The sequence below is a fragment of the Ottowia sp. genome, from assembly GCF_046348305.1.
Lineage (GTDB): Bacteria > Pseudomonadota > Gammaproteobacteria > Burkholderiales > Burkholderiaceae_C > Ottowia.
The window spans coordinates 231,395-257,397 of sequence record NZ_JAXMEM010000006.1 but is presented as its reverse complement, the minus strand read 5'-3'; the positions used below and the strand labels follow the sequence as shown (position 1 = coordinate 257,397).

Annotated in this window: 22 protein-coding genes; 7 read left to right on the top strand and 15 right to left on the bottom strand. The window is 67.8% G+C overall.

Annotated elements, in window-relative coordinates:
- Window positions 1-44: 44 nt before the first annotated feature.
- The 9 genes from U1F38_RS08875 to U1F38_RS08835 form a co-directional block, all read right to left on the bottom strand.
- Window positions 45-2,045: a hypothetical protein gene (locus tag U1F38_RS08875; protein WP_409986688.1), complete on the bottom strand. Its 2,001-nt coding sequence runs from the start codon at window positions 2,043-2,045 to the stop codon at window positions 45-47.
- Between the two features lie 43 nt (window positions 2,046-2,088).
- Window positions 2,089-3,672, bottom strand: coding sequence for a serine hydrolase (locus U1F38_RS08870; protein ID WP_409986687.1), 1,584 nt, complete (start codon window positions 3,670-3,672; stop codon window positions 2,089-2,091).
- Between the two features lie 106 nt (window positions 3,673-3,778).
- Window positions 3,779-5,131 carry a prolyl oligopeptidase family serine peptidase gene (locus tag U1F38_RS08865; protein ID WP_409986686.1) on the bottom strand — a complete coding sequence of 451 codons (1,353 nt, stop codon included), beginning with the start codon at window positions 5,129-5,131 and terminating at the stop codon, window positions 3,779-3,781.
- Window positions 5,132-5,181: 50 nt separating this feature from the next.
- Complete coding sequence (locus U1F38_RS08860; protein WP_409986685.1) at window positions 5,182-6,171, bottom strand: helix-turn-helix transcriptional regulator; 990 nt, start codon at window positions 6,169-6,171, stop codon at window positions 5,182-5,184.
- Between the two features lie 159 nt (window positions 6,172-6,330).
- Window positions 6,331-7,323, bottom strand: coding sequence for an AraC family transcriptional regulator (locus tag U1F38_RS08855; RefSeq protein ID WP_409986684.1), 993 nt, complete (start codon window positions 7,321-7,323; stop codon window positions 6,331-6,333).
- 123 nt (window positions 7,324-7,446) lie between these two features.
- Window positions 7,447-8,415 (bottom strand): tRNA (adenosine(37)-N6)-dimethylallyltransferase MiaA, encoded by a 969-nt coding sequence (gene miaA, locus U1F38_RS08850; RefSeq protein ID WP_409986683.1) that lies wholly within the window; start codon window positions 8,413-8,415, stop codon window positions 7,447-7,449.
- Window positions 8,416-8,595: 180 nt separating this feature from the next.
- Complete coding sequence (gene mutL / locus U1F38_RS08845; protein WP_409986682.1) at window positions 8,596-10,416, bottom strand: DNA mismatch repair endonuclease MutL; 1,821 nt, start codon at window positions 10,414-10,416, stop codon at window positions 8,596-8,598.
- A 47-nt stretch (window positions 10,417-10,463) separates the two neighbouring features.
- A complete protein-coding gene (locus tag U1F38_RS08840; RefSeq protein WP_409986681.1) occupies window positions 10,464-12,050 on the bottom strand; it encodes an acyl-CoA carboxylase subunit beta in 1,587 nt (528 codons plus the stop codon).
- Complete coding sequence (locus U1F38_RS08835; RefSeq protein WP_409986680.1) at window positions 12,047-12,976, bottom strand: Bug family tripartite tricarboxylate transporter substrate binding protein; 930 nt, start codon at window positions 12,974-12,976, stop codon at window positions 12,047-12,049. Before U1F38_RS08835 ends, U1F38_RS08840 begins: the two co-directional genes overlap by 4 nt.
- Before the next feature lie 262 nt (window positions 12,977-13,238).
- On the opposite strand from U1F38_RS08835, the gene U1F38_RS08830 reads away from it, so the two are divergent.
- On the top strand, window positions 13,239-13,454 hold the full coding sequence (locus U1F38_RS08830) for an acetyl-CoA carboxylase biotin carboxyl carrier protein subunit (RefSeq protein WP_409986679.1): 216 nt from the start codon (window positions 13,239-13,241) through the stop codon (window positions 13,452-13,454).
- Window positions 13,451-15,016: a class I adenylate-forming enzyme family protein gene (locus U1F38_RS08825; protein WP_409986678.1), complete on the top strand. Its 1,566-nt coding sequence runs from the start codon at window positions 13,451-13,453 to the stop codon at window positions 15,014-15,016. The genes U1F38_RS08830 and U1F38_RS08825 overlap by 4 nt, the downstream gene beginning before the upstream one ends.
- 3 nt (window positions 15,017-15,019) lie before the next feature.
- Here U1F38_RS08825 and U1F38_RS08820 read toward each other — a convergent pair whose 3' ends face one another.
- Window positions 15,020-15,754, bottom strand: a complete 735-nt coding sequence (locus U1F38_RS08820; RefSeq protein WP_409986677.1) for a GntR family transcriptional regulator — start codon at window positions 15,752-15,754, stop codon at window positions 15,020-15,022.
- Between the two features lie 125 nt (window positions 15,755-15,879).
- Between U1F38_RS08820 and U1F38_RS08815 the strand changes: the two genes are divergently transcribed.
- Complete coding sequence (locus tag U1F38_RS08815) at window positions 15,880-16,530, top strand: DedA family protein (protein WP_409986676.1); 651 nt, start codon at window positions 15,880-15,882, stop codon at window positions 16,528-16,530.
- 1 nt (window position 16,531) lies between these two features.
- Here U1F38_RS08815 and U1F38_RS08810 read toward each other — a convergent pair whose 3' ends face one another.
- Genes U1F38_RS08810 through tsaE form a run of 3 tightly spaced genes read right to left on the bottom strand, consistent with a single transcriptional unit; the run spans window position 16,532 to window position 18,812 of the window.
- Window positions 16,532-16,864, bottom strand: coding sequence for a cupin domain-containing protein (locus U1F38_RS08810; protein WP_409986675.1), 333 nt, complete (start codon window positions 16,862-16,864; stop codon window positions 16,532-16,534).
- Between the two features lie 35 nt (window positions 16,865-16,899).
- Window positions 16,900-18,315 carry an N-acetylmuramoyl-L-alanine amidase gene (locus U1F38_RS08805; protein ID WP_409986674.1) on the bottom strand — a complete coding sequence of 472 codons (1,416 nt, stop codon included), beginning with the start codon at window positions 18,313-18,315 and terminating at the stop codon, window positions 16,900-16,902.
- The gene (tsaE, locus tag U1F38_RS08800) at window positions 18,312-18,812 is read right to left on the bottom strand and encodes a tRNA (adenosine(37)-N6)-threonylcarbamoyltransferase complex ATPase subunit type 1 TsaE (RefSeq protein WP_409986673.1); all 501 of its coding nucleotides are present in this window, start codon (window positions 18,810-18,812) and stop codon (window positions 18,312-18,314) included. The genes U1F38_RS08805 and tsaE overlap by 4 nt, the downstream gene beginning before the upstream one ends.
- 36 nt (window positions 18,813-18,848) lie before the next feature.
- On the opposite strand from tsaE, the gene queG reads away from it, so the two are divergent.
- Window positions 18,849-19,898, top strand: coding sequence for a tRNA epoxyqueuosine(34) reductase QueG (queG, locus tag U1F38_RS08795; protein WP_409986773.1), 1,050 nt, complete (start codon window positions 18,849-18,851; stop codon window positions 19,896-19,898).
- 100 nt (window positions 19,899-19,998) lie between these two features.
- Here the strand turns inward: queG and U1F38_RS08790 are convergent, their stop codons facing one another.
- Complete coding sequence (locus U1F38_RS08790) at window positions 19,999-20,910, bottom strand: AEC family transporter (protein ID WP_409986672.1); 912 nt, start codon at window positions 20,908-20,910, stop codon at window positions 19,999-20,001.
- Window positions 20,911-21,014: 104 nt separating this feature from the next.
- On the opposite strand from U1F38_RS08790, the gene U1F38_RS08785 reads away from it, so the two are divergent.
- From U1F38_RS08785 to U1F38_RS08775, 3 genes are all read left to right on the top strand, one after another.
- Window positions 21,015-21,977: a tripartite tricarboxylate transporter substrate binding protein BugE gene (locus U1F38_RS08785; protein ID WP_409986671.1), complete on the top strand. Its 963-nt coding sequence runs from the start codon at window positions 21,015-21,017 to the stop codon at window positions 21,975-21,977.
- A 69-nt stretch (window positions 21,978-22,046) separates the two neighbouring features.
- Window positions 22,047-22,961 carry a site-specific tyrosine recombinase XerD gene (gene xerD / locus U1F38_RS08780; protein WP_409986670.1) on the top strand — a complete coding sequence of 305 codons (915 nt, stop codon included), beginning with the start codon at window positions 22,047-22,049 and terminating at the stop codon, window positions 22,959-22,961.
- Between the two features lie 166 nt (window positions 22,962-23,127).
- Window positions 23,128-24,231, top strand: a complete 1,104-nt coding sequence (locus U1F38_RS08775; RefSeq protein ID WP_409986669.1) for a PA0069 family radical SAM protein — start codon at window positions 23,128-23,130, stop codon at window positions 24,229-24,231.
- Window positions 24,232-24,302: 71 nt separating this feature from the next.
- Here U1F38_RS08775 and U1F38_RS08770 read toward each other — a convergent pair whose 3' ends face one another.
- Window positions 24,303-25,964, bottom strand: coding sequence for a phosphoethanolamine transferase (locus tag U1F38_RS08770; RefSeq protein ID WP_409986668.1), 1,662 nt, complete (start codon window positions 25,962-25,964; stop codon window positions 24,303-24,305).
- Window positions 25,965-26,003: the final 39 nt, after the last annotated feature.

Genomic DNA, 26,003 nt, shown 5'->3' with positions numbered 1-26,003 from the left:
AGCAGCCGCCCTCGGGCGGCTGTTTTTATGGGGGATCGAAGGGCTTACTTGAAGTACTTCGACAGCGCCGCCAGCAGCCCCTCGGGGTGGGCTGCGCTGGTCAGAGGCGCCAGCTTGTCGACGTCGTAGGTTTCGTCGCCGTGGAAGGAGGCCCAGTAGTTCTCCTTTGCGTTCCACATGCCGAACTCGCCGGTCTTGGACTGGCACAGTGTGCCGCCGTAGGCGTGGATGCCGAAGGTGCTCTCGGTGTTGTCGGGCTTGTTGTCGCGCTTCCAGTTGGCGTTTTGCCATTCGAAGATGGCGAAGCCCTTGACCAGCGATTGCGGGTTGGCGTCCATGTACTCGCGCACCGCGCTGGCCTGGCCCACCACGGCGTCCACCTTGGCGTCCACCGAGCCGATGGCCAGGCTGTTGGTGCCCAGCTCGGTGATCAGCAGCGGCACGCCCAGCTTCAGGTCGTCGTAGGCCTGCAGGATGTTGTTTTTCAGGTCGTCGCCGTTCTTGAGCTTGAAGGTCTGCACCGAGTTGTAGAAGCGGTTTTGGTACAGATCGGGCGGCAGCTGATCGCGCAGCATGGCGTAGAACTTTTTCTCATCGGCGTTGCTGACCGGCACCGTCATGTAATGGTCGGGCGCCAGCTTGTGCAGCAGCTTGGCCACGCGCACGGCCTTGGGGATCAGAGTGGCCGAGGTTTCACCGCTTTGGTTCAAGTCCAGTTCGTTGCCGATGCTGAAGGAATGCACGGCCGGGTGGATGGCGCCGTTTTTCTTGACGCTGGCGACGATCTGCGTGACCGTGTTCTCGATCTTGTCCCACGGGCGGTTTGGACCATCCTGGTTCTTGAAGTTGTAGTTGGACACCGGGATGATGACCTTGATGCCCAGCGCCTGTGCCTTGTCCAGGAAGGCAATGTGGCCGTTGCCGCCCGTTTCCCAATCCTTGGAGCCGCGCTGGTAGTTGTAGTCATACAGGCGCACGAGGTTGATGCCTTGCGCAGCCATGGCGTCCAGGTCGTTGCGCCCGCAGCCGTTCTTGCTGCCCCACAGGGCCTGGAAGGCGTCGGCGGTGGTGTCGGAGTCGAAGAAGGCGCCCGTCGGTGCGGCAAGGAACTTGGCCGGAATGGCCGAGTACGCCACGCCACGCCAGTTCTGTGCGAACACCTCGGACGGAATGCCGCGGGCACCCGCGTCGACGAACAGCACGGCATTGCTCAGCACGGTGCTGGCGTCAGGCACGCCCGGGCCGGCCAGCAGCGTGGCGGCAAAGCTCAGGCTCCCGCTGGCGCCGTCGTAGCGCGGATCGGACAGGGTCAGCGGCATGATGTCGTAGTCGCCATCGCCGGGGTCGCCCGCCACCGATGCGTTGGGCAGCACCGCGCTGAAGCGCTCGGGCCACAGGTTGACGAACTGGCCCAGGCTTTCGACGTCGGCGCTGCGTGCGGGCGCGTTGTTCATCCACAGCACGTTGGGGTCTACGCCTTGCATCTCCAGTCGCCAGGCGCCATTGCTGTCTTTTGCCAGCGAGGTGCGGGTGGCCGCCAGGGCAAAGCTGGAGCCCTCGGCGGGCGGCTTGAGGTTGTTGAGCAGGGTGAGCACTGGGCGGGTGAAGCTGCCGGCGGGGGCGCCCACGGCGTCAGATGCGCGGGTCACGCGCAGGGTGAGGCGCAGGCTGCGGGCGCTGCTGTCATAGACCACGTCGCGCACGCTGCCGAATACGCCGTGCACGTCGCCCGCCATGTGGAACTGCAGCAGGGCGTTGGGCGCCACGTCGCCGTAGATGCGCTGCCAGTCGGTGTTGACGAAGTCCTGCGTCTTGGCGTCTCCGGTGAGCCGATCGGGGCGGTCGCTGTACCAATCGACCTCGGGCTCCACCCCGCTCAGCGTCACGGCGAGGTCCTGGCCGGCGCTGGCGGCGCTCGCGTTGCCGCTGCTTGCCGCCAGCACGTAGATGCGCTGCGTCGGGTCGCCCGCGTTGCCGGAGTCGTCGCCACCGCAGCCGACCAGCAGCAGAGCGACGGTGGCCAGCAATAGTTGAAGCAGTTTCATTCTTGTGTTCCTCATTGGTTGTGGGTGTTGGAACTGGAGGGAGTCAAGGTTGCTCGGCGGCGCGGGTGAAGTGCCCGTGCTCGAGGTCTTCGGCGTATCGTTCGATTTGCATTTGTCCCGGCGTGAACGTCACGGCCGAAATGGAGCCCGGCGTCGCGCTCTCGCCCTGCGGCGCGAAGGTGAAGACGTCGCCGTCCCAGTGACGCAGGCCATGGCGCACGGCGGCCGGACCGAGCACCAGTTGCAGCGCGTCGCCCGCGGCGTTCAACTCGATCCGGGCGTCGCCGTAGTACGCGTTGCTGTAGCGCCCGACCAGGCTGGCCAATGGCGGCGGTGACGTGGGTGCGGCCGGTGGCGGCTGGCCGACCAGGCGGCCCTGGGGCTTGTACTGACCGTGCATCGCGTCCAGGTTCTGCATGGCCATCAGCCAGTCGGCGGCGGGCGCGTCGTCCCAGGCGCGCTCGCCGAAGAGCACGGCGATGGCTTCGGCCAGCCCGCGCGGTTGCGCGTTGGTGAGCACGGTGACGCCCAACTGGGCCTCGGGCCACAGGATGAAGCTGGTGGCTGCGCCCATCACGAAGGCGCCGGAGTGAGAGACGCTGGCGTGGCCGTGCGGATCGGTGCCGACGTTGAAGCCGTAGCCATATTTGCCATCGGGGTGCGCTGTCATGGCCGCTTGCAGGGCGGCGGGGCTGGCGAGCGCGCGTCCTTGCCACTGGCCCTGCGCCAGCACCAGCTTCATCCACTGCGCCATGTCGGTTGCGCTGGAGCTGACACCGCCCGCGGGAGACTGCGCGTCGGGCTGGCGCGGGGGCTGTTGCACCACGTAGCGCGCGGGGAGGGCGCCATAGGTGTCATAGCTGATGTCTACCTGCACATGGCCCCACGCCCGGTTGGCCTGCGCCGCAAAGTCGGCAAAACGCGAGCTGGTGCGGCCCATGCCGAGCGGCCGGTACAGCGCTTGCTCGGACAGCGTTGCCCAGTCGGTGCCGCGGGCCTGGGCCATGGCCTGGGCGGCTGCGGTCAGGCCGAAGTTGGTGTAGTCGTAGCTGCCGTAGGGCCTGAGTGCGACCGCGCGCAGGCGCTGCAGAATCTCGGCGCGGTCGTAGCCGATGTCTTCGAGCTGATCGCCCGCATGGTCGGGCAGGCCGCTGCGGTGGCCGTACAGATCGCCCAGGGTGAGGCGGCCATTGGTCTGCGGGTTGGGGTAGGCCAGCGCAAAGCCGGGCATCAGGCGCTGGATGGGCGTGCTCCAGTCGATCGCCGGTTGTGCGGTTGCCGCGGCGCCCGGCATCTGGGTGGCCATTGCCGTGGCGCCCACCGACTTGGATACCGAGGCTAGTTGAAACACGGTGTCGGCATCGACCGCGCCGCCTTGATCCACGCGGCGCACGCCAAAGCCTTGGGCGTACACCGTCTGGCCGCGAAACACCACGGCCACCGCCACCCCGGGCACGCCGGTGCGGGCCATCCATTGCGGAATTTGCGTCTCCAGCCGGGTGATGGCGGCTTGCACGCTGTCGGGATTGGGCGCCGGCGGATCGCTGCCGCCGCAGGCGCCGAGCGTGGTGCCCAGGCAGGCGATGCCGGCAATGCCCAAACGGACTCTCAGGGACTTGCAGCGCATGATTCGATCCATGGGTTGGTCTGGACAGGATGCTCGCATGGGGGCCGGATGGCAGGAGGGCAAAGTGAGGGCGGGGCGTCCCGTGTCGAGGTCAGGCGTCCGGGCGCTATCGCGCCGCAAACACCTCGTCCAGCCAATCCATGGAGACGGCGGCGGAGTAGGCCAGGTTGCCGATCTGGCAGTGTCCGTCGGCGCCCTCGGCCACCGTGAACACGTGCGAGGCCGAGGGTCCGCCGACGGTTTTCAGAAAGTGCGCGTGCTGTGCCAGCGGCTCCGGGCCCTCGCCCTCGCCGACCAGGGCGAGGGCGGGGCAGCGAATGCGCCGGAGGCCGTCGTCGCCGACGCGAAAGTCGCGCAGCCGCCGATAGGCCTGCCGGAAGCTGGGCTGGCCCAGGCGCAGCATCAGGTTGCGCATCATCTCGCGCGTTTGCGGTGGCAGGACGCTGGGCGGGATCTGATCGACATCGGCCAGGCGGATGTCCTGCGCGTCGGACATTTCGGCCGGATCGAACCCGACGAAGGACACCATGTAAGCGTGCAGATCGACGATGGGCGAGTTGGCGATCAAGGCGCGGATGCGTGGCTCATGCGCGGCCATGCGGGTGGCGAAATAGCCGCCGTAGCTGATGCCCATCAGTGCCACGCGCCGGGCGTCGGTGCCGGGACGCGCCAGCACGTGGTCCAGCGCCAGCTTGCCGATGCGCTCGTATTCGGGGATGAAGGCCATGCCGGGGTAAAAGCGCAGGGTGTCCATCTGGCCGGGGCCGGTGATCAGCATGAGGTGGTAGCCGCGCTCCAGCGCCGCGCGGCCGTAGGCGAGCCAGGTTTCCTCCAGCGTGCCGTCGTAGCCGCTGATGATCAGCAGGGTCTTGCCGCGGCGCGCACCGGCGTGCGGCGAGCGCACGTAGTAGGCCGGCAGGGGCGTGTCGCGCCAGGGCAGGCTGACGGTGTCGAACCCGCCGCCCTGCTGCTGCATGGCGGCCAGAAAGCATTCGCGGCTCTTGAGGCCCAGGCGTTGGTGCTCGGGTGCCTGCACGCTGCTGTAGTACTCGGCGGCGCGGTAGTTGTTGCAGGCCACCAGGTATTGATCGCGCGCGCTGGCCGCATGGCCGCGGCGGGCCCGGATCAGGGCGTCGGCCTCCTGGCGCGCGCCGGCGGCGGCGAATTCCTGTATCCAGCTGGCCGGATCACCGTTCTTGATTCTTTGGGCCAGCGCCAGGCATTCGCCGACGGAGGCCCCGCCGTAGCGTGCCGCACCCAGCTGGCGCAGCAGCTGGTAGTCCATTTCGGCGTCGGCAAATCCCTGCACGCGGGTGCGGCTGCGCTCCAGCCGGGCTGCGGGCTTGTCGGCTTGCGCCGGGGCCGGCTGGGTCTGTGCCAGCACGGGCTGGGCCAGGGTGCCAGCTGCGGCAGCCATGAAGGCGCGCCGCTGGGGCGTTGCGGGATTTGGTGGGGTCATGATCGTTGGCGTCTGCAGAAGGGATGCGAAACCGGGTGGATCTCGGGCGGTCAGCGCGCGCGCTCCTGGCGCATGTTTTGATGCCATTCGGAGGGCGACAGGCCGAAGCGCTTGCGAAACAGCTTGCTGAAACTGGACTGGTCGGCGAAGCCGCACCGCCACGACAGCGCGCCCACGTTCAGCCGGGCGCTTTGCTCGATCAGCGCGCGGGCATTCAACAGCCGCTGTTCGCGCAGCGCGCCCATGACCGTCGCGCCCTGGGCGGCAAAGGCTTCGTACAGGCGGGTGCGCGAGCATGCGGCGCCGTGGGCGATGGCGGCGACGTCCAGGTCGTGCCGGTGGGCGTGCAGTTGCATGAAGTGCAAGGCGGCGGCGTGGTGCGCGGCGTCGGCGTCGGCCCTGCCGTTGGCTGCGCTCAGGTCGCGGCCCTGGCGCCCCAGGTTGCGCAGCGTCAGCAGGGCCAGGGCATGCGTGGCGTGCAGCAAGCCGGCATGGTCTTCGGCGTCGAGTCGGCCACTGCGGGCCAGTTGGGCGAGCTGATCCAGCTGGCCCGACAGCAGGGGCACCAGCGCGCACTGCGCCGGCGTGATGAGCATGTTGCCTGGCTCGCGCCCCAACGCGGCGGCTGCGTCCGTGCGCGGCAGGGCCAGGAAGACCTCGCGCGAGTTCGGGCCCCAGCGATAGTGCCCCGGACGTTGGGTGTCGTACAGACCGAGCATGCCCGGGCTCATGCGCTGGTGCTCCCCGGGTGCGGCGTCGCGCACCACGTGGCCGGCCTGAATCAGCGTAAGCACCACCATGCCGGGTTCGTTGCTGGCGCGATGGGAGGCGGCCCGCACCTCGTATGCCGTCGATCGCATGATGCCGAACAGGCAAGCGTCGCTGCGCAAGGTGAGCAGCTCGGCGTCGAGCTCCGTGCCCGGCAGCGGCGGCAGCAGATCGACCCAGCGGTGGGCGCGCTCGCGCCATGCGTCAAAGCGCTGCGCGGGCTCGGCGTCGGCGGTGGACAGACGCTCCAGCTCGCACGGAGGCGGCGTCATTGATTTCATGGCCCACAGCATGCCGCCAGAATCCGGCGCGGTCACGAAGGCTGGGACGCTTGCCCCCAAGCTGGGACGCATTGACCCAAGATACGTCCGTGCGCCGTGGATGGTTCTGGATTCGAAGTGCGCCGATCCGCATCGGGCGAAATGGCTGTCTCAATCGGCGAGGCTGCCGCGTGCGTGCAGGCGCCACTCGGTGGGCGACAGGCCAAAGCGGGCGCGAAAGAGCTTGCTGAAGGCCGAAGGATCGGCAAAGCCGCAGCGCCAGGCCAGTGCGCCGACGTTCAAACGGGGGCTTTGCTCGATCAGCAGGCGGGCACGTTGCAGGCGGGCCTCGCGCAGGGCGCCCATCACCGTTTCGCCGCGAGCGGCAAAGGCTTCATACAGCCGCGTTCGCGAGCAATGGGCACCGTGGGCAATGGCGGCGGCATCCAGGTCGTGGCGGTGCGCGTTTTGCTGCATGAAGCGTAGCGCGGCGGCGTGGCGCCCGGCGTGCAGGGGATCGCGCGCGTCCTGTTCGGCGTCTGGTTGGCCTTGGCGGCCCAGGTTGCGCAGCGTGAGCAGTGCCAGCGCGCGCGTGGCCTCCAGCAGGGTGGCATATTCGCTGGCGTCCAGTGCGCCAGGCAGACGGGCCAGGCGGGCCAGGTGGGCCATCTGGCTGGACAACAGGGGTGCCAGAGGAGATTGTTGCGGCGAGATCAGCACGTTGCCGGCGTCGCGTCCCAGGCAGGCCCAGGCTTCGCGGCGCGGCAAGGCCACATAGGTCTGCCGGGCGTGAGCGCCCCAGCGGTAGTGGGCCTTGCGCTGGGGTGCGTACAGGCCCAGCATGCCGGCGCCGGCGCGGTGCTGCTCTCCGGCAGTGCCGTTCAATTGCATTTCACCGGCCTCGAGCAGGGACAGGATGACCATGTCTTCGTTCGGTGGCACGTGCTGTGAGCCGGTGCGCATTTCGTAGGCCGTCGAGCGCTTGGTGCCAAAGAGGCAGACTTCGCTGCGCAGCAGCGACCACGACGCGTCCAGTTCATCGCCCGGCGCCAGCGGCTGGGCGTCAACCCAGTTGTGAGCCACGTCGTGCCAATACGCCAGCCGAGCAGCGGGCTCAAGCTCGCTGGAGGACCAGTGTTCGACCGTGCATGGCGGGGGTGGCATAGCGGATGGGATTTTAGATACAACTGAAAACTTTGAGTGTATGTTTTCTCCAGATCGCCAGAGCAAGTGCCGCCGAGCGCACAAGGCTGCGCTGATCCAGGGCCGCGTGGGTGGCCATGGCCGTCATGCTCTTGAGAAGGCGCCTTCGGGCAGGCGCGACAGCACCTGCGCGCCGAGCGTGGCGCTGGTGGCCTCCGCGTCAATCGTCAGCACGTGCCGCTGGGGCATGGCGCGCAGCCAGGTCATCTGCCGCTTGGCCAGCTGGCGCGTGGCGATGATGCCGCGCTCGCGCAACTCGGCCAGGGGCCAGGCTTCGTCCAGCGCCTGCCAGGCCTGGCGGTAGCCCACGCAGCGCATGGCGGGCAGGTCGGGGCTCAGGTCGCCTCGTGCGCGCAGGGCCTTGACTTCGTCCAGAAAGCCGGCGCGCAGCATGACGTCGAAGCGCTGGGCGATGCGCTCATGCAGCCAGGCGCGGTCCGTGGATTCAAGGGAAAACAGCGGGATGGCGCCCGCGCCTTGGGCGCTGGGTGCTCTTGTTTTTGAAGTGTGAAAGCGGGACAGGGGCTGCCCGGTGAGCTGCCACACCTCCAGCGCACGCTGGATGCGCTGGCTGTCGGTGGGGGCCAGGCGGGCGGCGCTGGCGGGGTCCACGCGCGCCAGTTCGGCATGTAGCGCCGGCCAGCCCAGCTGCCGGGCGCGTTCGTCGATCTGCCGGCGCGTGGCCGGGTCGGCGCGGGGCAACTCGTCCAGCCCGTCAAGCAGCGCCTTGAAGTACAGCATGGTGCCGCCCACCAGCAGCGGCAGGCGGCCGCGGGCGCGGATCTCGGGGATCAGGCGCCGGGCGTCGCGTGCGAACTCGGCGGCGCTGTAGGCCTCGGTGGGTTCACGAATATCGATCAGGTGGTGCGCCGTGGCAGCGCGTTCGGCCGGCGTGGGCTTGGCGGTGCCGATGTCCATGCCGCGATAGACCAGGGCCGAATCGACGCTGATGATCTCCACCGGCAGATGCTCGGCCAGGGCCAATGCCAGCGCGCTCTTGCCGCTGGCCGTGGGGCCGGCCAGACACAGCGCTTCGATGGGGGGCAGTGTCATGTCAGTTGTTCGTGGCGCTGCGAGCCACCCACACCGCATAAAACGCAAAGCGCCAAACGGCCGCGAAGCCGGCCATGCACGCGATCGCCGTGGCCGGGGTCTCCCCGGTCACTGGCGATGCCCCCTGCAAGGGGGTGGGCGAAACATCGCGCAGCGAGTGGAGACTGGGGGTGTGCCATTTCAGCGGCCACGCAGGAACAGTCCATCCAGCTCGCGCAGGCTGAGCTGGCGCCAGGTGGGGCGGCCGTGGTTGCATTGGTCGGAGCGCTCGGTGGCTTCCATCTGGCGCAGCAGGGCGTTCATTTCATCGACCGTCAGGCGCCGGTTGGCACGCACCGCGCCGTGGCAGGCCATGGTGGCCAGCAACTCGTGCTGGGCGCGCTGCACCACGGTGGCGGCCTCGTGCTGGGCCAGCTCGGCCAGCACGCTGCGCGCCAGCTCCACCGCGTCGCCGGCGGCCAGGGTGGTGGGCACGGCGCGCACGGCCAGGGTCTTTGGGGAAAAGGGCGTGATCTCCAGGCCCAGTTGCTGGAGCACGGCGGCGGCGCTTTCGGCCGTGGCCACTTCGGTCGGCGTGGCGGCAAAGGTGGCCGGGATCAGCAGCGGTTGGCTGGTGATGCGGTTGGCGCCCAGCTGCGCCTTGAGCCGCTCGTAGACGATGCGCTCGTGCGCGGCGTGCATGTCCACCACGATCAGGCCCGCGTGGTTTTCGGCCAGGATGTAGATGCCGTGCAGCTGCGCGATGGCGCGGCCCAGGGGCCAGGTGGGTGCAGGGTCAGCCTCGGGCGTTGCGGGCGCCGCGGGTGCTCGATCGGCGGCTGCGTGGGGCTGCCACAAGGCCTGCAACTCCTGCACGACGTGACCCGAGCGTGCTTCAAAATGAATAGCTGCTTGCGCAAATGGGACGGGCGTTGGAGCCTCAAAACGCTTGAAACTTGGTGGCTCGGCGGGCCATGCTGCCGCTGCCGTGGCGGGCTCGCCCAGGAGCGCGGCGCGCGGCGCGGCCAGGGCGTTTTCGACGGCGTGGCGCACGGCCTGGTGCACCTCGCGCCCGTCGCGAAAACGCACCTCGATCTTGGTGGGGTGCACGTTGACGTCCACGCGCGCGGGGTCGATGGCGATGTGCAGCACATACACCGGCTGGCGCTGGCCGTGCAGCACGTCTTCATAGGCGGCGCGGGCGGCGTGCGCGATGACCTTGTCGCGCACGAAGCGGCCGTTGACGTAGGCAAACTGCTGGTCGGCGCGCGAGCGGGCGATGTCGGGCACGCCGGCGCGGCCGGTGATGCGCACGGGACCAGCTTGGTGCTCGATGGCCACGGAGTCGGCCAGAAAATCCTCGCCCAGCACATCGGCCAGACGGCGATCGAGCGCATCGGGCCCCGCTTGCGCACGCCACTGCTCGATCAGCTTGCCCTCGTGCCAGATGGCAAAGCCCACGTCGGCGCGCGCCAGCGCGTGGCGGCGCACAGCCTCGATGCAGTGGGCCAGCTCGGTGGCGTCGCTTTTCAAAAACTTGCGGCGCGCCGGCACGCTGAAAAACAGCTCACGCACTTCCACCGTCGTGCCCGGGCCGCGCGCGGCGGGCCGCAGCTCGCCCGTGCGGCCATCGAGCAGCCAGGCGCCCTCCGCACCGGCCGTGCGCGAAAGCAGGCTCAGCTCGGCAATCGAGTTGACGGCCGCCAGCGCCTCGCCGCGAAATCCCATGGTGCCCACGGCCTCCAGATCCTGTAGGCTGGCGATCTTGCTGGTGGCGTGGCGCTTGAGGGCGGTGGCCATCTCCTGCGGCGCGATGCCGGCGCCGTCATCCTCCACGCCGATCAGGCGCACGCCGCCGGCCAGCAGGCGCAGCGTGATCTGCGTGGCCCCCGCGTCCAGCGCGTTGTCCAGCAGCTCGCGCACCACCGAGGCCGGGCGCTCCACCACCTCGCCGGCGGCGATCTGGCTGATCAGCTCGTCGGGGAGTTCGCGGATGGGGCGGCGGAGGGCGGCGGACAGCATCCCGGCATTTTAGAAAGCCTTGCCGGGCAGGCTGTGCTGACTTTGGTTCAGAACGGCCCGATTTGGCGTCGCGGCAAGTCGCCCTGAATCACGGCCCAGGCATCGTCCACCCAGTCACATAGCACGCGACGGGTTTCGCGGGGGTCGATGATGTCAAGCACGCCAAATTTCTCGGCGGTGCGAAATGGCGAGGTCATGGCCAGATAGTGCGCTTCCAATTCGGCGCGGCGGGCGACCGGATCGGTAGCGGCCTCGATTTCGGTCTTGTGGGCGGCCATCACGCCACCCTCGATCGGGATCGAGCCCCAGCGCGCGGAAGGCCAGGCAAAGCGGTGATTGAGCCGATCACCCCCCTTGGGACCGTGCAGCGCACCCGCCATGCCAAAGCAGCGGCGGATCAGAATCGACACCCACGGTGAACGGCAGGCCGCCAGCGCCTCGCCCACGCGCGTCGCGCCCAGCAACGTGCCGGCCAGTTCGGCGTCCAGGCCGGTGGCGTTGCCGGGCTGATCGACGAAGTTGACCACCGGCAGCCCGAACTGGCTGCACAGGCGGGTGTGGCGCTCCATCTTGTAGGCTGCCTGCAGAGTCATGGCGCCGCCTTGCACCTTGGGGTCGTTTGCCAGAACCCCCACCGGCACGCCGTTCAGGCGCCCGAGCAGGGTCAGTACCGAACCGCCTTGCCAGCGTCCGATCTCGAACAGGCTGGCCCGGTCGAAGACGGCCGCCAGCAGCTTGCGCGGGTCGTAGATCTTGCGGCGATCTCGGGGAATAGCGTCCTTGAGCCATTCGTCCGCGCGGTTCGGGTCATCGTCACAGGCCATGACTGGCGCCAACTCGTGCACGCTGCGCGGCAGATAGGACAGAAAGCGCCGCACCTGCGTCAGCGCATCGGTCTCGTCCTCGGCTTCGTTGTGAACCAGGGCGCTCTTGCGCTGCACCTTCCAGCCGCCCAACTCGTCTTTGTCCACCTCGACACCATAGGCTTGACGTACCACGTGCGGGCCCGCGGCCATCACCTGTGCCTGCCCGCGCACCAGCACCGAAAAATGGGAGGACAGCACCTTGATTGCCCCCTGGCCAGCGCAGGCGCCCAGCGCCACCCCGACCACGGGTACGGTCTGCAACAGCTCCTGCGCGGGCCAGGTGGTGTATTCGGGGATCTTGGTGCCGCCAATCTGCATCAGCAGTTTGACGCTGCCGCCGGCCGAATCCACCAAGCGGATCAGCGGCATGCGCAGTTGATGGGCCAGGCGCTCAATGTATATCCACTTGTCGGCGATGGCGCCTTCCGAGCTGCCTGCCTTGACGGTGAAATCATCGGCGTGCAAGGCCACCTTGCGCCCGTCGATGCGCGCGGTGCCGACGATGGTATTGGTCGGTTCGGTGGATTGATACCGGCCCTCGGCGTCGTAGTGGCCTTTGCCGGCAAGCCGACCCATTTCGAAAAAACTCGCGCCATCGACCAGGGCGGCGATGCGCTCGCGCGCGTTTTGACGGCCGCCATCCTTCAGGCGGGCCAGTGCTTCGGGGCCGCCCATGGTCAGCGCGCTGCGGCGCCGTTGGCCCAGTTCGGTGAGTTCGGCGGCCCACTCGCCAGCGGGGTCGAACTGGGTGTCGTGACGAACGTTCATCGCGCGCCTTTCAGGCCCAGGCTGGTGGCCAGTTCGGTGGCGGCCTGCCATTCGGACATCAGATAACGGTGCGACTCGACGTAGCCGCGGAAGATGGGCCGGTTGCCGGACTGCTCAACCATGGCTTGCCATGTCTTGTCTTGCGAAACCCGGCGCAGTGCGTCCTCCCAGAATCGGATTTGCTCCGCATTGACCCCCGGCGCGAGCATGACGCCGTTGTAGCTGACATAGTCTGCGGCCACGCCCTGCTCACGCCAGGTTTTGATGCCCGCCAGCGCGCCCGTGCCGGGCTGCGCCGCCGCACTGGCCAGCACGCGTAGCTTGCCTGCCTTGACCTGCGGCATGATCACCGGTGCGGTGGCGGAAACCACATCGACGTGGCCGCCGAGGAGGGCCGTGATGGACTCTCCCGAGGAGCGAAAAGGTGCAATGGTGAGTTTGTCGATAGCCACGCCCGCCGCTTTCAGGGGTTGGGAAATCGCCATGTGGGTGTTTTGCCCCAGGGCCGGCGCGACGGCGATGCGCAGGGCCGTGGGATCGGCTTTCAGCGCGGCAACCAGCTCGCTGGCGTTTTTCAATGCCGAGTCGGCGCGCACGGCAACAAGGGAGGTTTCCTCGACCATCATCGCCACCGGTGTGAAGTCGCGTGGGTCGGCCCTGATCAAACCAGTCACAGCGCCAGCGATGGCGCCGGTGTGAAAGGTGCCCAGGTCGTGTGCATTGCCGGCGTTGGTCTTGAGTTGTTGCAGGGCCAGCGCGCCACCGGCGCCAACCTTGTTCTCGATCACGACCGGCTGGTGGTTGGTCAGTTGCAATTGCTCCAGGGCGGCTTTGATCCCGCGGGCGTACAAGTCCACCGTTCCGCCAGGGGCCACACCCACGATGTAGTTGATGCGTTCCGTGGGTCTCCAGGGTGACTGGGCCATGGCCACGCTTGCGGTGATGAAGGCGCTGGCCAGGACGAGTAATGGGGATGCTTTCACGGGGTGTCTCCTGGGGTGGGAACGTGTTGTGGGTCTGACCTGCAGGTTGAAGGCGAATCGGGCATGAGCTGCTGGGAGTTTGGTGCGTCGTTGCCAACAACAAGAGGGGTTCCGAGGCTCATAGTTTAATCATTCAAAAACAAGATTGTCAACAATCATAATGTCGATTAAAATTTTGAGACCCAAAAGCAATCAAGGAGCTTTCATGAGTCAGACCCTGCAATCGGAAGTCACTGGAACCGTCTGGAAGGTAGAAGTCGTTGAAGGCCAGGAGGTGTCCGCGGAGCAGACCCTGTTGGTCATGGAAAGCATGAAGATGGAAATTCCGGTAGCTGCGCCGCGCGCGGGGCGCGTTTTGCAGCTTTTGGTTGGTGAAGGCGAGGCGGTGGCGGAAGGCCAGGGCGTGGTGGTGCTGGGGTGATCTCCGGGCACCTCATCACTTGGGCCGCGCACCAACACGGTGACCGACCCGCTCTGGTGTTTCGCGATCGGAGTTACAGCCATCTGGAGATCGAGCGACGAAGCAATCGAATGGCCCACGCCCTGATGGCGCTGGGCCTGAAACCGGGCGAGCGTCTGGCGGTGCTGCTGGACAACTCGGCAGAGAGCCTGGACAGTCTGTTTGCTGCGGAAAAGGCGGCCTTGCCCTACGTTGCGCTGAACGCCCGCCACACATTTGCCGAGCATCGCGCCATCCTCGGCGATGCCCAGGCTGGTGCGGTGATCGTGGGGCCGCAATACGCCGAGTTGGCCGCTATGTTCGTGCAGGAAGCCGGTGCGTCGCTGACGTCGTTGCGCCATGTTCTGACACTTGGGCCGTGCGTTGCCGGTGCTATTGATTTGGCGGGCGCCTGTGCACTGGCGTCCGACGAGCCACCGGCCCTGGAGGTTGGGCCAGAGCATTGCGTCCGTATCGCCTATACCAGTGGCACCACCGGTCAACCCAAGGGGGTGGTGTACACGCAGCGGCGCGTGCAAGAGCGTCTGGTAAACCACTTCTTGGCCATGGAATATGCCCTGGATGTAGATGATGCAATGCTGCACGTGGGCCCCTTGACGCATGCCGCTGGGGTGTATCTCTTTCCTTGTTTCCTGCGCGGCGCGCGCAACGTGATCCAGGAGCGCTTTGATCCCCTGTCCATGCTCGAGACCATCGAGCGTGAGCGCATCACGCACCTGATGCTGGTGCCCGCCATGATGAGCCGCCTGGTGGAGGCCGTTGAAGGCGGCGCGCGCGCGGACTTTTCAACGCTCAAGCGCATCCACTATGGGACTGCGCCGACCTCGGTGCCACTGATTCGGCGCGCGCAGGCGGTGTTTGGTTCGATTCTGCGCCAGCAATACGGCATGACCGAAGCCGTGCAACCCCTGACGGTGCTGTATCCCCATGAGCACGTGGGCGACGCCGAGGACGGCGCCGACGATCCGATCGGCTCCTGCGGGCGGCCCACGGCCAATGTGCGCATCGTGCTGCGCGATGCCCAGGGCCGGCCCGTGGCGGACGGCGACGTGGGCGAGGTGACCATCGCCCACGCGGGGGTTGGCAAGGTCGAGTTCTGGCGTCGCCCGGATCTGCTGGCGGCCAGCGTGCGCGACGGGTGGTTTTACAGCGGCGACCTGGGGCGAATCGATCGAAACGGATATCTGCACATCGTCGGGCGCAACAAGGACATGATCATCAGCGGCGGCTTCAACGTGTACGCCCGCGAGGTCGAGGATGCGCTGATGGCGCATCCCTGTGTGCTGGAGGCCGCAGTGATCGGTCTGCCCGATTCACAATGGGGTGAATTGGTGGCTGCCGTGGTGGTGCGGCGCGACGGCGCCATGGTCGATGCCGAACACCTGCAAGCGCACTGCGCCGGACGCATCGCCGGCTACAAAAAACCACGCCGCCTGGTGTTTGTCAATGCCTTGCCGCGCAACCTGGCAGGCAAGGTGCTCAAGGCCGAACTCGCGACGTTGTTCAGCGACGGTGGCGGTTGATTCTCAAGTGGCGAGACCCAGCAGGCGTGCCGCTTCGTCAGCCGATTCCTCGCTGCGCTGGCGCGCCAGACGCATCATGGCGTCGGCGTCGCCCCGCTCCAGCGCCTTCGCCGCTTGCTTCCACAGCTGCAGCGATCGGCGTCTGCGCTCCACCGACGCCAGCCCCAGCTTGGTGTAGCGCAGGCTCTGCAGCGAGAGCGCGGCGATCATGCGGCGAAGGCGTTCGTTACCGGCAAAGCGCGCGCAGATCAGGATCATCCGGTAGGTGGTTTCCGCATAGGCATTGCCGTCGTTTGGGTCTTCGGTCAGCGTTTGCAGGCGTTGAACGCCCGCGCGCATGACAGCAAGCAATTCAGGCGGACGCGTTTGCACGAGCTTGCGCGCGGCAATGTCGAACAATCCGGCGCGGATCTCGAACACCTCGCGCAACTCGGTGGGCGAGAGTTGCGTCACCACGGCGCCGCGTCGTGGCAATACCTGAACCAAACCTTCGCGCTCGAGTATCCGGATGGCCTCGCGGATGGGCCCGCGGCTGAGCGAAAATTCGTCCGCGAGTTCCTGCTCCCCGATGCGCGCGCCAGGCGTTAGCTCGCCAGCGATGATGCGGTTGCCGACTTTGGCCGCCACCTGCTCGGGCACCGACAAGGTGGGCCCGGCGGAGTCGGCGAACAGACGCAACTCGATGGCCTGCTCCCAGCGTGCGAAGATGGCTTGATCCGATTCGGTGACTTTGACCACGGCGTGTTGATATGCGGATTGTTTACAAATGGCAGTCAGTATATGCTGCGAGGTCGATCAGGCTCGAGCAAGTGCCGACGCGCATGGCTTGATTGCGCGTCATTCGAGGTCGATAGACTCGCGGCATGGAATACGCAATGCATCTGGTCGACTTCATCCTGCACGTCGACAAATATCTGGGCGCCTTCGTGGCGCAGTACGGCGCGTGGGTCTACGCGCTGCTGTTTCTGATCGTGTTCGTCGAGACGGGCGTGGTGGTGATGCCCTTCCTGCCGGGTGATTCGCTGCTGTTCGTGGCGGGGGCGCTGGCCGGTGCGGGGCTGATGAGCTGGCCGGTGGCCTGCGTGGTGCTGCTGGCGGCGGCCATTTTGGGCGACCAGTGCAATTACAGCATCGGGCATCGGCTGGGGCCCAAGGTGTTTCAGTGGGAGGACTCGCGCTGGTTCAACCGCCGTGCGTTTGATCGGGCGCATGCGTTCTATGAGCGCTACGGCGGCATCACGGTGATCCTGGCGCGCTTCATGCCATTCATTCGCACCTTCGTGCCCTTCGTGGCGGGCGTGGCGGACATGAGCCGCGCGCGCTTCACGCTGTTCAACGTGGTCGGTGGCGCGATCTGGGTGCTGGGGCTGGTGACGGCGGGCTACCTGTTCGGCAACCTGCCCTGGGTGCAGGCCAACCTGAGCAAGATCATCTGGGCGCTGATCCTGGTGCCGGGGCTGATTGCGCTGTATGGCGCGTGGAAAGCGGGGCGCGCCGATCGCCAGGCCGCCTGATTCAACCGGCCAGCAGGCAGATGGTGACCAGCAGCGACGCGTCTTCAACCGCGGTCAACTCGTGCGGCGCGCCGCCGGGCAGGTGCAGGAAGTCGCCCGCGCGCATGTGGCGCACTTCGCGGCCCAGGCGAAAGTCCACCACGCCTTCAAGGCATTGCACGGTGATTTCGCCGGCCACCTGATGACCCGGCATGGTCTTGCCGGCCAGCAGGACCACGCGGATGACTTCGAGTTGGGGGGCCTTGAGCAAGGCGTAGGAGGGGGTCTGGGCCAGTTTGTCGCCCAGCGGCAAAACGCTGCCGAGCTGGCCGGGGGCCAAGTGGGGTTGTGCCATGGCGGTTCCGTTGACTGTGACGCTGAGGCCTGATCTTAGACCTGTCGGTTGCGCGCCAACGGGGGGTTGGCGGCAAAGTACTTCTTGATGCCGCTGGCCAGCGCGTCGGCCAGCTCGTTTTGGTAGGCGGCGCTGCGCAGGCGCTGCTCTTCCTGGGGGTTGCTGATGAAGGCCGTTTCCACCAGCACGCTGGGCACGTCGGGGTTGCGCAGCACGGCAAAGTTGGCGCGCTCGACGCTGCCCTTGTGCAGGCGGCTGATTGCGCCGATGTGACCCAGCATGGCGTCGCCCAGCTTCAGGCTGTCGCGGATCTGGGCGGTGGTGCTCATGTCCAGCAGGGCGCGCTGCACGCCTGCGTCCTTGTCGCCCGTGTTGACGCCGCCGATGCGGTCGGCCTCGTTTTCCTTGTTGGCCAGCCAGCGCGCCGCGGTGCTGGAGGCGCCGTGCTCGGACAGCGCGAACACGCTGGCGCCGTTGGCGTCGGGACGGATGAAGGCGTCGGCGTGGATGCTGACGAACAGGTCGGCGCGCACGCGCCGCGCCTTTTGCACGCGGGTGGCCAGGGCCACGAAGAAGTCGGAGTCGCGCGTGAGAAAGGCGCGCATGGGGTTGCCGCCCACGCTGGCGCCGTCGATGCGGTCGCGCAGTTTGAGCGCGATTTGCAGCACCACGTCTTTTTCGTGCGTGCCGGCGGCGCCGGTGGCACCGGGGTCTTCGCCGCCGTGGCCGGGGTCGATGGCGACGATGATCAGGCGTTCGATGCCGGCGGCCTCAGCGGCGCGCGCCACCGCACGCGGAGGCGCGGGTGTCACCGGTGGCGCGGGCGCTCGCGCGACGGCGGCGTTGGCGCGCTCGATCTGGCGGGCGATCAGATCGCCCAGCGAATCGCCGGCGGGCGCTGTGGGCGGCAGGGGCGCCGTCGCGGCCGTGACGGGGGCCGTGGGCGCGCTGGCGGGGCCCGGCTCGCGCATGCGCTGCGCGATCAGCGCCATCAGCGGATCAACGGGGTGGGCGGGGTACAGGTCGAACACCAGGCGGTTGCGGTACGCCGCCACGGGGGTGAGGGTGAACACCTCGGGACGGATTTCCTGCTTGAGGTCGATCACCAGGCGCACCACGCTGGGCGAGTTTTGCCCCACGCGAATGCCGGCGATGTTGGGGTCGTCGGCGCGCACCTTGGCCACCAGCTCGCGCAAGGTGGCGTCCAGCTGCAGGCCTTCGATGTCCACGGCCAGGCGCGGCGGCGAGACCACCAGACGGTGCGTGGTCTTGAGCGGCTGGTCGGACTCGATGGTGACGCGCGAATAGTCTTCGGCAGGCCAGATGCGCACCGCGACGATGCCGGCGCCGTGGGCGATCTGGTGCGCGCCGATCAGCAGCACCAGCGAGCCGGTCTTGAGCAGGCGGCGCCGTTCGGGTGAGGGCGGGGCGGGCCATTGGGGGGACGTCATGCGCGAAACTCCTGCAGCAGTTGCTCTCCAACGCGCGTGCCGGCGTTCAGGTGCACCGTGCGCTGCTCGCCGGGCTCGACGGACAGGTGCAGTGCCAAATCTGCCACGGGCAGCAGCGGCGCGGCGTGCTCGGGCCATTCGGCCAGTTTCAGGCCCGGAGCGGCAAACACGTCGCGAAAACCGGCGTCTTCCCACTCGCGCGGATCGCCAAAGCGGTAGAAGTCGAAGTGCGCGATGCGCAGGCCGTCGGGTGCCTCGTGGGGCTCCAGCACGGCGTAGGTCGGGCTTTTGATGGGGCCTGCCACGCCCAGTGTGCGCAGCAGGTGGCGCACAAAGCTGGTCTTGCCCGCGCCCAGCTCGCCGTGCAGCGCGATGAAGGCGTTGCGCAGCGCCGGCAGCCGAGCCAGGCGCGCTGCGAACGCCGCGGTGTCGTCCTCGGAATGCCAGGTGAGCACGAGGGCCTGAGGCGTTTTTACAATGGGCGGGTGACTGGACATGGGGTGCAAATCGATTCTCGGGCCTTGCTCGAGCAGGTGCGCGTGTGGGCGCACGAGCTGGGGTTTTCGCAGATCGGCGTGGCCGGGGTGGACCTGAGCAGCGCCGAGCCGGGTCTGATGCAGTGGCTGGCCGCCGGGTTCCATGGAAGCATGCAATACATGGCCGCGCATGGCCTGAGGCGCGCGCGGCCGGCCGAACTGGTGCCGGGCACCGTGAGCGTGATCACGGCGCGCATGAATTATCTGCCCGCCACCATGCCCGAGGACTGGCCGCAGCGCGAGCGCGCGCGCCTGGCCCGGGTGGACGAGGGCGTGGTGTCGGTCTATGCGCGCGGTCGCGACTATCACAAGGTGGTGCGCGCTCGGCTGCAAAAATTGCAAGAGCGCATGGCCGCGCAAATCGGCCCCTTTGGCCACCGCGTTTTCAGCGACTCGGCGCCGGTGCTGGAAGGTGAGCTGGCAGCACGCAGCGGCCTGGGCTGGCGCGGCAAGCATACGCTGGTGCTCACGCGCGAAGCGGGGTCGATGTTTTTTCTGGGCGAACTGTTCGTGGACCTGGCGCTGCCGCCCACGCCCGCCGTGCAAGCGCACTGTGGCAGTTGCACGGCCTGCATCGACGCCTGCCCCACGGGGGCCATCGTGGCGCCCGGGCGGGTGGATGCGCGCCGCTGCATCTCGTACCTGACGATCGAGCATGACGGGCCGATCGATGAGGCGCTGCGCCCGCTGATGGGCAACCACGTCTATGGCTGCGACGACTGCCAGACCGTGTGCCCCTGGAACAAGTACGCCGCCCGCAGCGAGCTGCCCGACTTCGACGCGCGCGACGGCTTGACGGGCGCGCAGCTGACCGAGCTGCTGGGCTGGACGGAGGATGAATTTTTGCGCCGCACCGAGGGCACGCCGATCCGGCGCATCGGCCACGAGCGCTGGCTGCGCAACGTGGCCACGGCCATGGGCAACGCGTTGGCCGCCCTTGCGGCGGGCGATCCGCAGGCGTCGGCGCTGCGCGCGGCCTTGCAGGCGCGCAGCGAACACCCCAGTGCCGTGGTGCGCGAGCACGTGCACTGGGCCCTGGAGCGATAGAAGCTTGATTTTGCTAGCTTTTTTGACCACGATGCCAGCATCTGGATTGCCTGGGGTGCTTTGGTTTCTATAGCGTTTCGCGAGCACTGTCAAGCCGCAGTCAGCGGACCCCCGCCAAGGCCAGTGCCCACGGCAGGCTCAGCAGGCCGAGCAGGGTGGACAGCGTGACCAGGCCCGCCACCAGCGCGCCGTTGTAGCCCATGCGCGCGGCCAGCACGTAGCCGCTCGACGAGGTGGGCAGGGCCGAGAAGATCAGCAGGGCCGTGGTTTGTGGCGCGCTCAGGTGCAGCGCGCGCGCCAGCAGCCAGGCGGCCAGCGGTTGCAGCAGGTGGCGGATGGCGAGCACGCCGGCGCCCAGCGCCTTGCCGCGTGCCAGGCTTTGCAACTGCATGCCGGCGCCGGCCGCCAGCAGGCCCAGCGCAATGGACGAGGCGCCGATGCGCGAGAGCGTGGGTTGCAGCCAGGCGGGCGGGCCCAGGCCGGCCAAATTGGCGGCCAGGCCCAGGGCGGTGGCGATGATCAGCGGGTTGCGCACGATTTCAAATGCGAACGAGCGCTCGCCATGGCGCGCCATCGGCCACACCGCCGCCAGATTGGCCAGCGGCACGCTCACGCCGATCAACACCGCCATCATCTGCACGCCGGGCGTGCCCAGCGCGCGTTCGGCCACGGCCAGGCCGATGAAGGAGTTGAAGCGAAAGGCGATTTGCGCGCTGGCGGCGTGGTCGAGCGGGTCGATCGCGCGCCGCAGCCCCGGCAGGTGGGGCAGGGCCCAGGCCAGCGCGATGCCGCAGGTCATCAGGCCCAGGCCGGCCGCGAGCAACGCGCTGGCGGCGTGCAGATCGAGCGGCGTGCGCACGATCGACTGGAACAGGAAGACCGGAAAGAGAAAGAAATACACCAGCTTCTCGACCGCCAGCCAGAGCGGGCGGTCCAGTGCGGTGTGGCGGCACAGCAGGTAGCCGATCAGGATCAGCGAGAAATCCGGCAGCAGCAGTTCGGCGTCGCGCACCCGGCGAGGATAGCCGAGCCCGAGCCCGCGGCCGCGCCACGGCGCCCTTTCGCCATGCGCATAATGAGCGGCCCCAAAAACCAACCCCCAGGAGAATCGCCGCAATGCAAAGACGTCATTGGATCGCCCTGGCCGCCACCAGTCTGGCCGCCGGATCGGTATTCGCGCAGGCTTACCCGAACAAGCCCATTCGCCTGGTCGTCCCGTTTGCACCGGGCGGCACCACGGACATCATTGCCCGGGTGGTGGCCGATCCCCTGGGCCGCGTTTTGGGGCAAGCGGTGGTGGTGGACAACAAGGCGGGCGCGGGCGGCATCATCGGCGCCGCCGAGTTGGCACGCTCGGCGCCGGACGGCTACACGCTGGGCGTTGCCACGGTATCGACGACCGCCGCCAACCCGGCCATCAACAAGAAGACGCCCTACGATCCGATCGCCGATTTCGTGCCGGTCATCAACATCGCCGCCACGCCCAACGTGATTGCCGTCAACCCCGACTTCCCGGCGCACGATTACAAGAGCTTTGTAGCCCTGCTCAAGAAGGAGCCCGGCAAGTATTCGTATGCGTCCTCGGGCACCGGCGGCATCGGGCACCTGCAGATGGAGCTGTACAAGAGCCTGGCGGGCCTGTTCGTCACGCACATCCCGTATCGCGGCGCCGGCCCGGCCCTGAACGACACCGTCGCGGGGCAGGTGCCGATGATCTTTGACAACGTCCCCTCGTCGCTGCCCTTCATCAAGAGCGGCCGGCTGATCCCGATCGTGGTGGCCGCGCCCGAGCGTCTGAAGGACCTGCCCAATGTGCCGACGTTCAAGGAGGTCGGCCTGGAGCCGGTCAACCGCATGGCCTACTACGGCATTCTGGCGCCCAAGGGGACCAGCAAGGAGATCGTCGACAAGCTGCATGCCGCCGTGCTGAAGGTCCTGGCCGACCCGGCGGTGAAAAAACGCATCGAGGAGACCGGCTCCCTCATCATCGGCAACACGCCCGCGGAGTTTGCCCAGCAGATCAAGGACGAGCTGGCGGTCTACCAGCGCGTGGTGGCGCAGCAAAAACTGAGCTTGTGACGGTCTGTTGATTGCTCTTGTTTTAATAGCTTGATGCGCTTGCTGTTCAAGCGCTGCGGCTTGATTTGAATGAGACAAGCACCGGCCGCGCCCGACGCGTCGATCGACCGCTTCATCGACGCGCTGTGGCTGGAAGACGGCCTGTCGGCCAACACGCTGGCCGCCTACCGGCGCGACCTGGCGCTGTACGCACGCTGGCTGGGCCAGACGCACGGCGCGGCGCTGGCGCAGTCGCAGGAGCACCACCTGCAGGCCTATTTCGCCGCGCGTGCCGACACGCGCGCCACATCGGCCAATCGGCGGCTGACGGTGTTCAAACGCTACTTTCGCTGGGCCCTGCGTGAGGGTCTGATCCGGCAGGATCCCACGCTCAAGCTGCTCGCGGCCAAACAGCCCCTGCGCGTGCCCAAGACGCTGAGCGAGGCGCAGGTCGAGACCCTGCTGGCCGCGCCCGACACCGACACGCCGCTGGGCCTGCGCGACCGCACCATGCTGGAGCTGATGTACGCCAGCGGCCTGCGCGTGAGCGAGCTGGTGGCCCTCAAGACCATCCACGTCGGCCTGAACGAGGGCGTGCTGCGCGTGCTGGGCAAGGGCAGCAAGGAGCGCCTGGTGCCCTTTGGCGAGCTGGCGCGCGACTGGCTGGAGCGCTGGCTGCGCGAAGGCCGCCCGGCCGTGCTGGGCACGCGGCAAACCGAGGCCCTGTTTGTCACCAGCGCCGGCCGCACGCCGGGCACCGCCATGTCGCGCGTGATGTTCTGGGGGCTGGTCAAGCGTTACGCGCGCCAGGCCGGCATCACCACGCCGCTGTCGCCGCACACGCTGCGCCATGCCTTTGCCACGCATTTGCTCAACCATGGCGCCGACTTGCGCGCGGTGCAGATGCTGCTGGGCCATGCCGACATCTCCACCACCACCATCTACACCCACATCGCGCGCCAGCGACTGAAGGACCTGCACGCGCAGCACCATCCGCGCGGCTGACCGCCATCCTTGCCCCCTGGAATCCGCCGCTGGCTGGCTCACCCAGCCCATCGGACAGGCCGCGCTGCTGGCGCTGGCTTGCGGTGCAAGGCAAGTTGATGCTGCGCTTTGGCGCGGACGGCTGAGGGGTTTGCACAGCCTGGAAACTGTATAAAAATACAGTTTCATGAGCCGCGTTGATTTGATTCCAAACGGACCCCGCGACGTCCTTCAGCCGCTGAAGGGCCGTGGCGCAGTGTCCCGGTTGGCGCACCGCTTCGTGCGGGATCAGCGCAGCGCCTTCGATGATGGCTGGGGCGAGGGGGCCGATGACGGCGCGACGCCGGCCCCCGCCACCCAGGTGATCTGGCAAGACGCCCGCAGCGCCATCAGCGCCAACGACTCGCCCGACATCGCGTTCGACTACTCGGTCAACCCGTACCGCGGCTGCGAGCACGGCTGCATCTACTGCTTTGCGCGGCCCACGCACAGCTACCTGGGGCTGTCGCCGGGCCTGGACTTCGAAACCCGCATCATCGCCAAGCGCAACATCGCCGCCGTGCTGGCGCGCGAGCTGGCGGCGCCGCGCTATCGGCCCTCGGTGATCAACGTCGGATCGGCCACCGACTGCTACCAGCCGGTGGAGCGCGAACTGCGGCTCACGCGCGGCGTCCTCGAACTGCTGGCGCGCGTGCGGCACCCGCTGTCCATCGTCACCAAGTCCAGCGGCATCGAGCGCGATCTGGACTTGCTGGCCCCGCTGGCTGGGCAAGGGCTGGCCGCCGCCTACGTGACCATCACCACGCTCGACGCGGGCCTGGCGCGCATCCTGGAGCCGCGCGCCGCCGCGCCGCACCGGCGCCTGCGCAGCATTCGCGCGCTGGCCGAGGCGGGCGTTCCGGTGGGCGTCAGCGTGGCGCCGCAGATTCCATTCATCACCGAGGACATGGAGCAGGTGCTGGCGGCCGCGCACGCCGCCGGTGCGCGCCGCGCCTTCTACACGGTGCTGCGGCTGCCCTGGGAGCTGTCCGAGCTGTTTCAGCAGTGGTTGCAATCGCACTATCCGGACCGGGCCGAACGGGTCATGGCGCGCGTGCGTGACATGCGCGGTGGCAAGGACTACGACAGCAACTGGGGCCAGCGCATGCATGGGCAGGGCGTTTGGGCCGACGTGCTGCGCCAGCGCTTTGACGTGGCCTGCCGCCGACTGGGCCTGAACCGCGAGCGCTTTGGGCTGGATACCCGTCGCTTTCACCCGGGCGTGTTGCGCGGGCAAGGGGACTTGTTTTGATGAAATCGGCCGGCAGGCCTTTATGAATCAGCGCAAGATGCTATAAATACAGTAGTATTCGGCCGATACCCTTATCCCGCCGCCTGGCACATCACGCCCATGTCGCGCCGCGGGTCGTACACCGTCGTGCGCACGCCCAGCAGGCCCAGAACGGTGTGAAAGTAGTTGTCCTGCGACACGGGTTCGTCGCGCAGCTTGGCCAGGCACTTCAGGCTGATGCCGCTCTCCTGCTGGAACTGGGGCGAGAGCCAGAACATCCAGGGGATGTGCTTTTGCACGTCGGGCGCAAAGCGGTAGGGCAGGCCGTGCAGGTACAGGTTGTTTTCGCCCAGCGACTCGCCGTGGTCGGACAAATACATCAGGGCGGGTGACCACTGGGCCTCGTGCGCCTTCAGCCAGTCGATGTTGCTGGCCAGCACGTGGTCGGTGTAGACGATGGTGTTGTCGTAGGCGTTGATCACCTGCTCGCGCGAGCACTGCTGCAGCGCGTTGGTGGTGCATTCGGGCTCGAACTTCTTGAAGGCCTTGGGCGAGCGCTTGTAATACGCCGGGCCGTGGCTGCCCATCTGGTGCATGAAGACGACCACGCCACGCGCGCGCCGCTCGGGGGGCAACTGGGCGATCCGCTCGTCCAGGCCGTTCAGCATCACCTCGTCCAGGCACTCGCCCTCGGCGTCGCACAGGCCGGGGGTTTGCAGCGCCCGGTCGTCCACCGTGGGCACGCGGTCGCACACGCCCTTGCAGCCGCCAGCCTGGTTGTCCAGCCACAGCACGGCGTAGCCGGCACGCTGCAGCACGTCGGCCAGGCCCTCGGTGTTGTCCGGGCGCGCGTTGAAGGACTCGCGCCCCAGGGGCGAGAACATGCAGGGCACCGAGGCGGCGGTGTTGGTGCCGCAGGACCAGGCGTTGCGCAGGCTGACCACGCCGCGCGCGGCCAGCTCGGGCGTGGTGTCGCGCGCGTAGCCGTTCAGGCCCTGGTGGTCGGCGCGCGCCGTCTCACCCACCACCAGCAGCACCAGCGGCGGCTTGGCGCCGGCAGGAAGCGGGGTCAGGTGCGCGTCCTGCCCGATCGGCAGCACCGCGGCGCCGTTGCGCTGGATGGGCTGATTGCCCAAGGTGGCGATGGCGTAGAAGGAATTGAGCGGGTTGATCAGGTAGCGCAGCTGCGTGTGGTTGCGCATGGTGGCCGACAGGTCCTGAAACGACAGGCCCATGGCGACGACGGCCAGCGCCAGGGCGGCAACCAGGGTGAGGGCGTTGCTCCGCAACTGGCGCCGGCCCGAGGGCCACGCGACGCGCGCGCGCCACAGCAAGGCCACAGGCAGCAGGCCCAGCACGGCCAGTGCGCCGGCCATGCGCCAGCTGAGCAGCTCGCGCGCCTCGCGCGTGTCGGTCAGCAGCACGTTGACCATCATGGTGCGCTCGATCACCACGCCGTAGCTGAGCATGAAGTAGGCCCCCGCCGCGGCGGACAGCAGCATCAGGGCGAGTGCCGGCTTGAGCGTCCAGCGCCAGGCAAACAGGGCCGAAAGCGCCACCTGCACCGCGCCGATCATCAGCGCAAACGCCAGGCCAAACAGCAGGCCGCGCGCGTTGCCCAACTCGGGCAGGGCCGCCAGCGCGCGCCACAGCGCCAGATTGCCGATGGTGGCGATCCACAGCGCCGCCAGCACCATCACCGTGAGTGGCCGCAGGCCGTGTGGCGTGGCCGTGGGCGTTGTCGTGTCCATCATGGGCGGTGATTGTCGGACGATTGGCTGAGGCGGGGCTGA

Coding starts and splice junctions, on each gene's coding strand:
- xerD (WP_409986670.1), top strand. CDS start 22,047: ATGAGACAAGCACCGGCCGCGCCCGACGCGTCGATCGACCGCTTCATC.
- U1F38_RS08870 (WP_409986687.1), bottom strand. CDS start 3,672: ATGCGCTGCAAGTCCCTGAGAGTCCGTTTGGGCATTGCCGGCATCGCC.
- U1F38_RS08810 (WP_409986675.1), bottom strand. CDS start 16,864: ATGGCACAACCCCACTTGGCCCCCGGCCAGCTCGGCAGCGTTTTGCCG.
- U1F38_RS08860 (WP_409986685.1), bottom strand. CDS start 6,171: ATGACGCCGCCTCCGTGCGAGCTGGAGCGTCTGTCCACCGCCGACGCC.
- U1F38_RS08840 (WP_409986681.1), bottom strand. CDS start 12,050: ATGAACGTTCGTCACGACACCCAGTTCGACCCCGCTGGCGAGTGGGCC.
- mutL (WP_409986682.1), bottom strand. CDS start 10,416: ATGCTGTCCGCCGCCCTCCGCCGCCCCATCCGCGAACTCCCCGACGAG.
- U1F38_RS08835 (WP_409986680.1), bottom strand. CDS start 12,976: ATGGCCCAGTCACCCTGGAGACCCACGGAACGCATCAACTACATCGTG.
- miaA (WP_409986683.1), bottom strand. CDS start 8,415: ATGACACTGCCCCCCATCGAAGCGCTGTGTCTGGCCGGCCCCACGGCC.
- U1F38_RS08855 (WP_409986684.1), bottom strand. CDS start 7,323: ATGCCACCCCCGCCATGCACGGTCGAACACTGGTCCTCCAGCGAGCTT.
- U1F38_RS08865 (WP_409986686.1), bottom strand. CDS start 5,131: ATGACCCCACCAAATCCCGCAACGCCCCAGCGGCGCGCCTTCATGGCT.
- U1F38_RS08830 (WP_409986679.1), top strand. CDS start 13,239: ATGAGTCAGACCCTGCAATCGGAAGTCACTGGAACCGTCTGGAAGGTA.
- U1F38_RS08815 (WP_409986676.1), top strand. CDS start 15,880: ATGGAATACGCAATGCATCTGGTCGACTTCATCCTGCACGTCGACAAA.
- U1F38_RS08775 (WP_409986669.1), top strand. CDS start 23,128: ATGAGCCGCGTTGATTTGATTCCAAACGGACCCCGCGACGTCCTTCAG.
- U1F38_RS08875 (WP_409986688.1), bottom strand. CDS start 2,045: ATGAAACTGCTTCAACTATTGCTGGCCACCGTCGCTCTGCTGCTGGTC.
- U1F38_RS08805 (WP_409986674.1), bottom strand. CDS start 18,315: ATGACGTCCCCCCAATGGCCCGCCCCGCCCTCACCCGAACGGCGCCGC.
- tsaE (WP_409986673.1), bottom strand. CDS start 18,812: ATGTCCAGTCACCCGCCCATTGTAAAAACGCCTCAGGCCCTCGTGCTC.
- U1F38_RS08770 (WP_409986668.1), bottom strand. CDS start 25,964: ATGATGGACACGACAACGCCCACGGCCACGCCACACGGCCTGCGGCCA.
- U1F38_RS08785 (WP_409986671.1), top strand. CDS start 21,015: ATGCAAAGACGTCATTGGATCGCCCTGGCCGCCACCAGTCTGGCCGCC.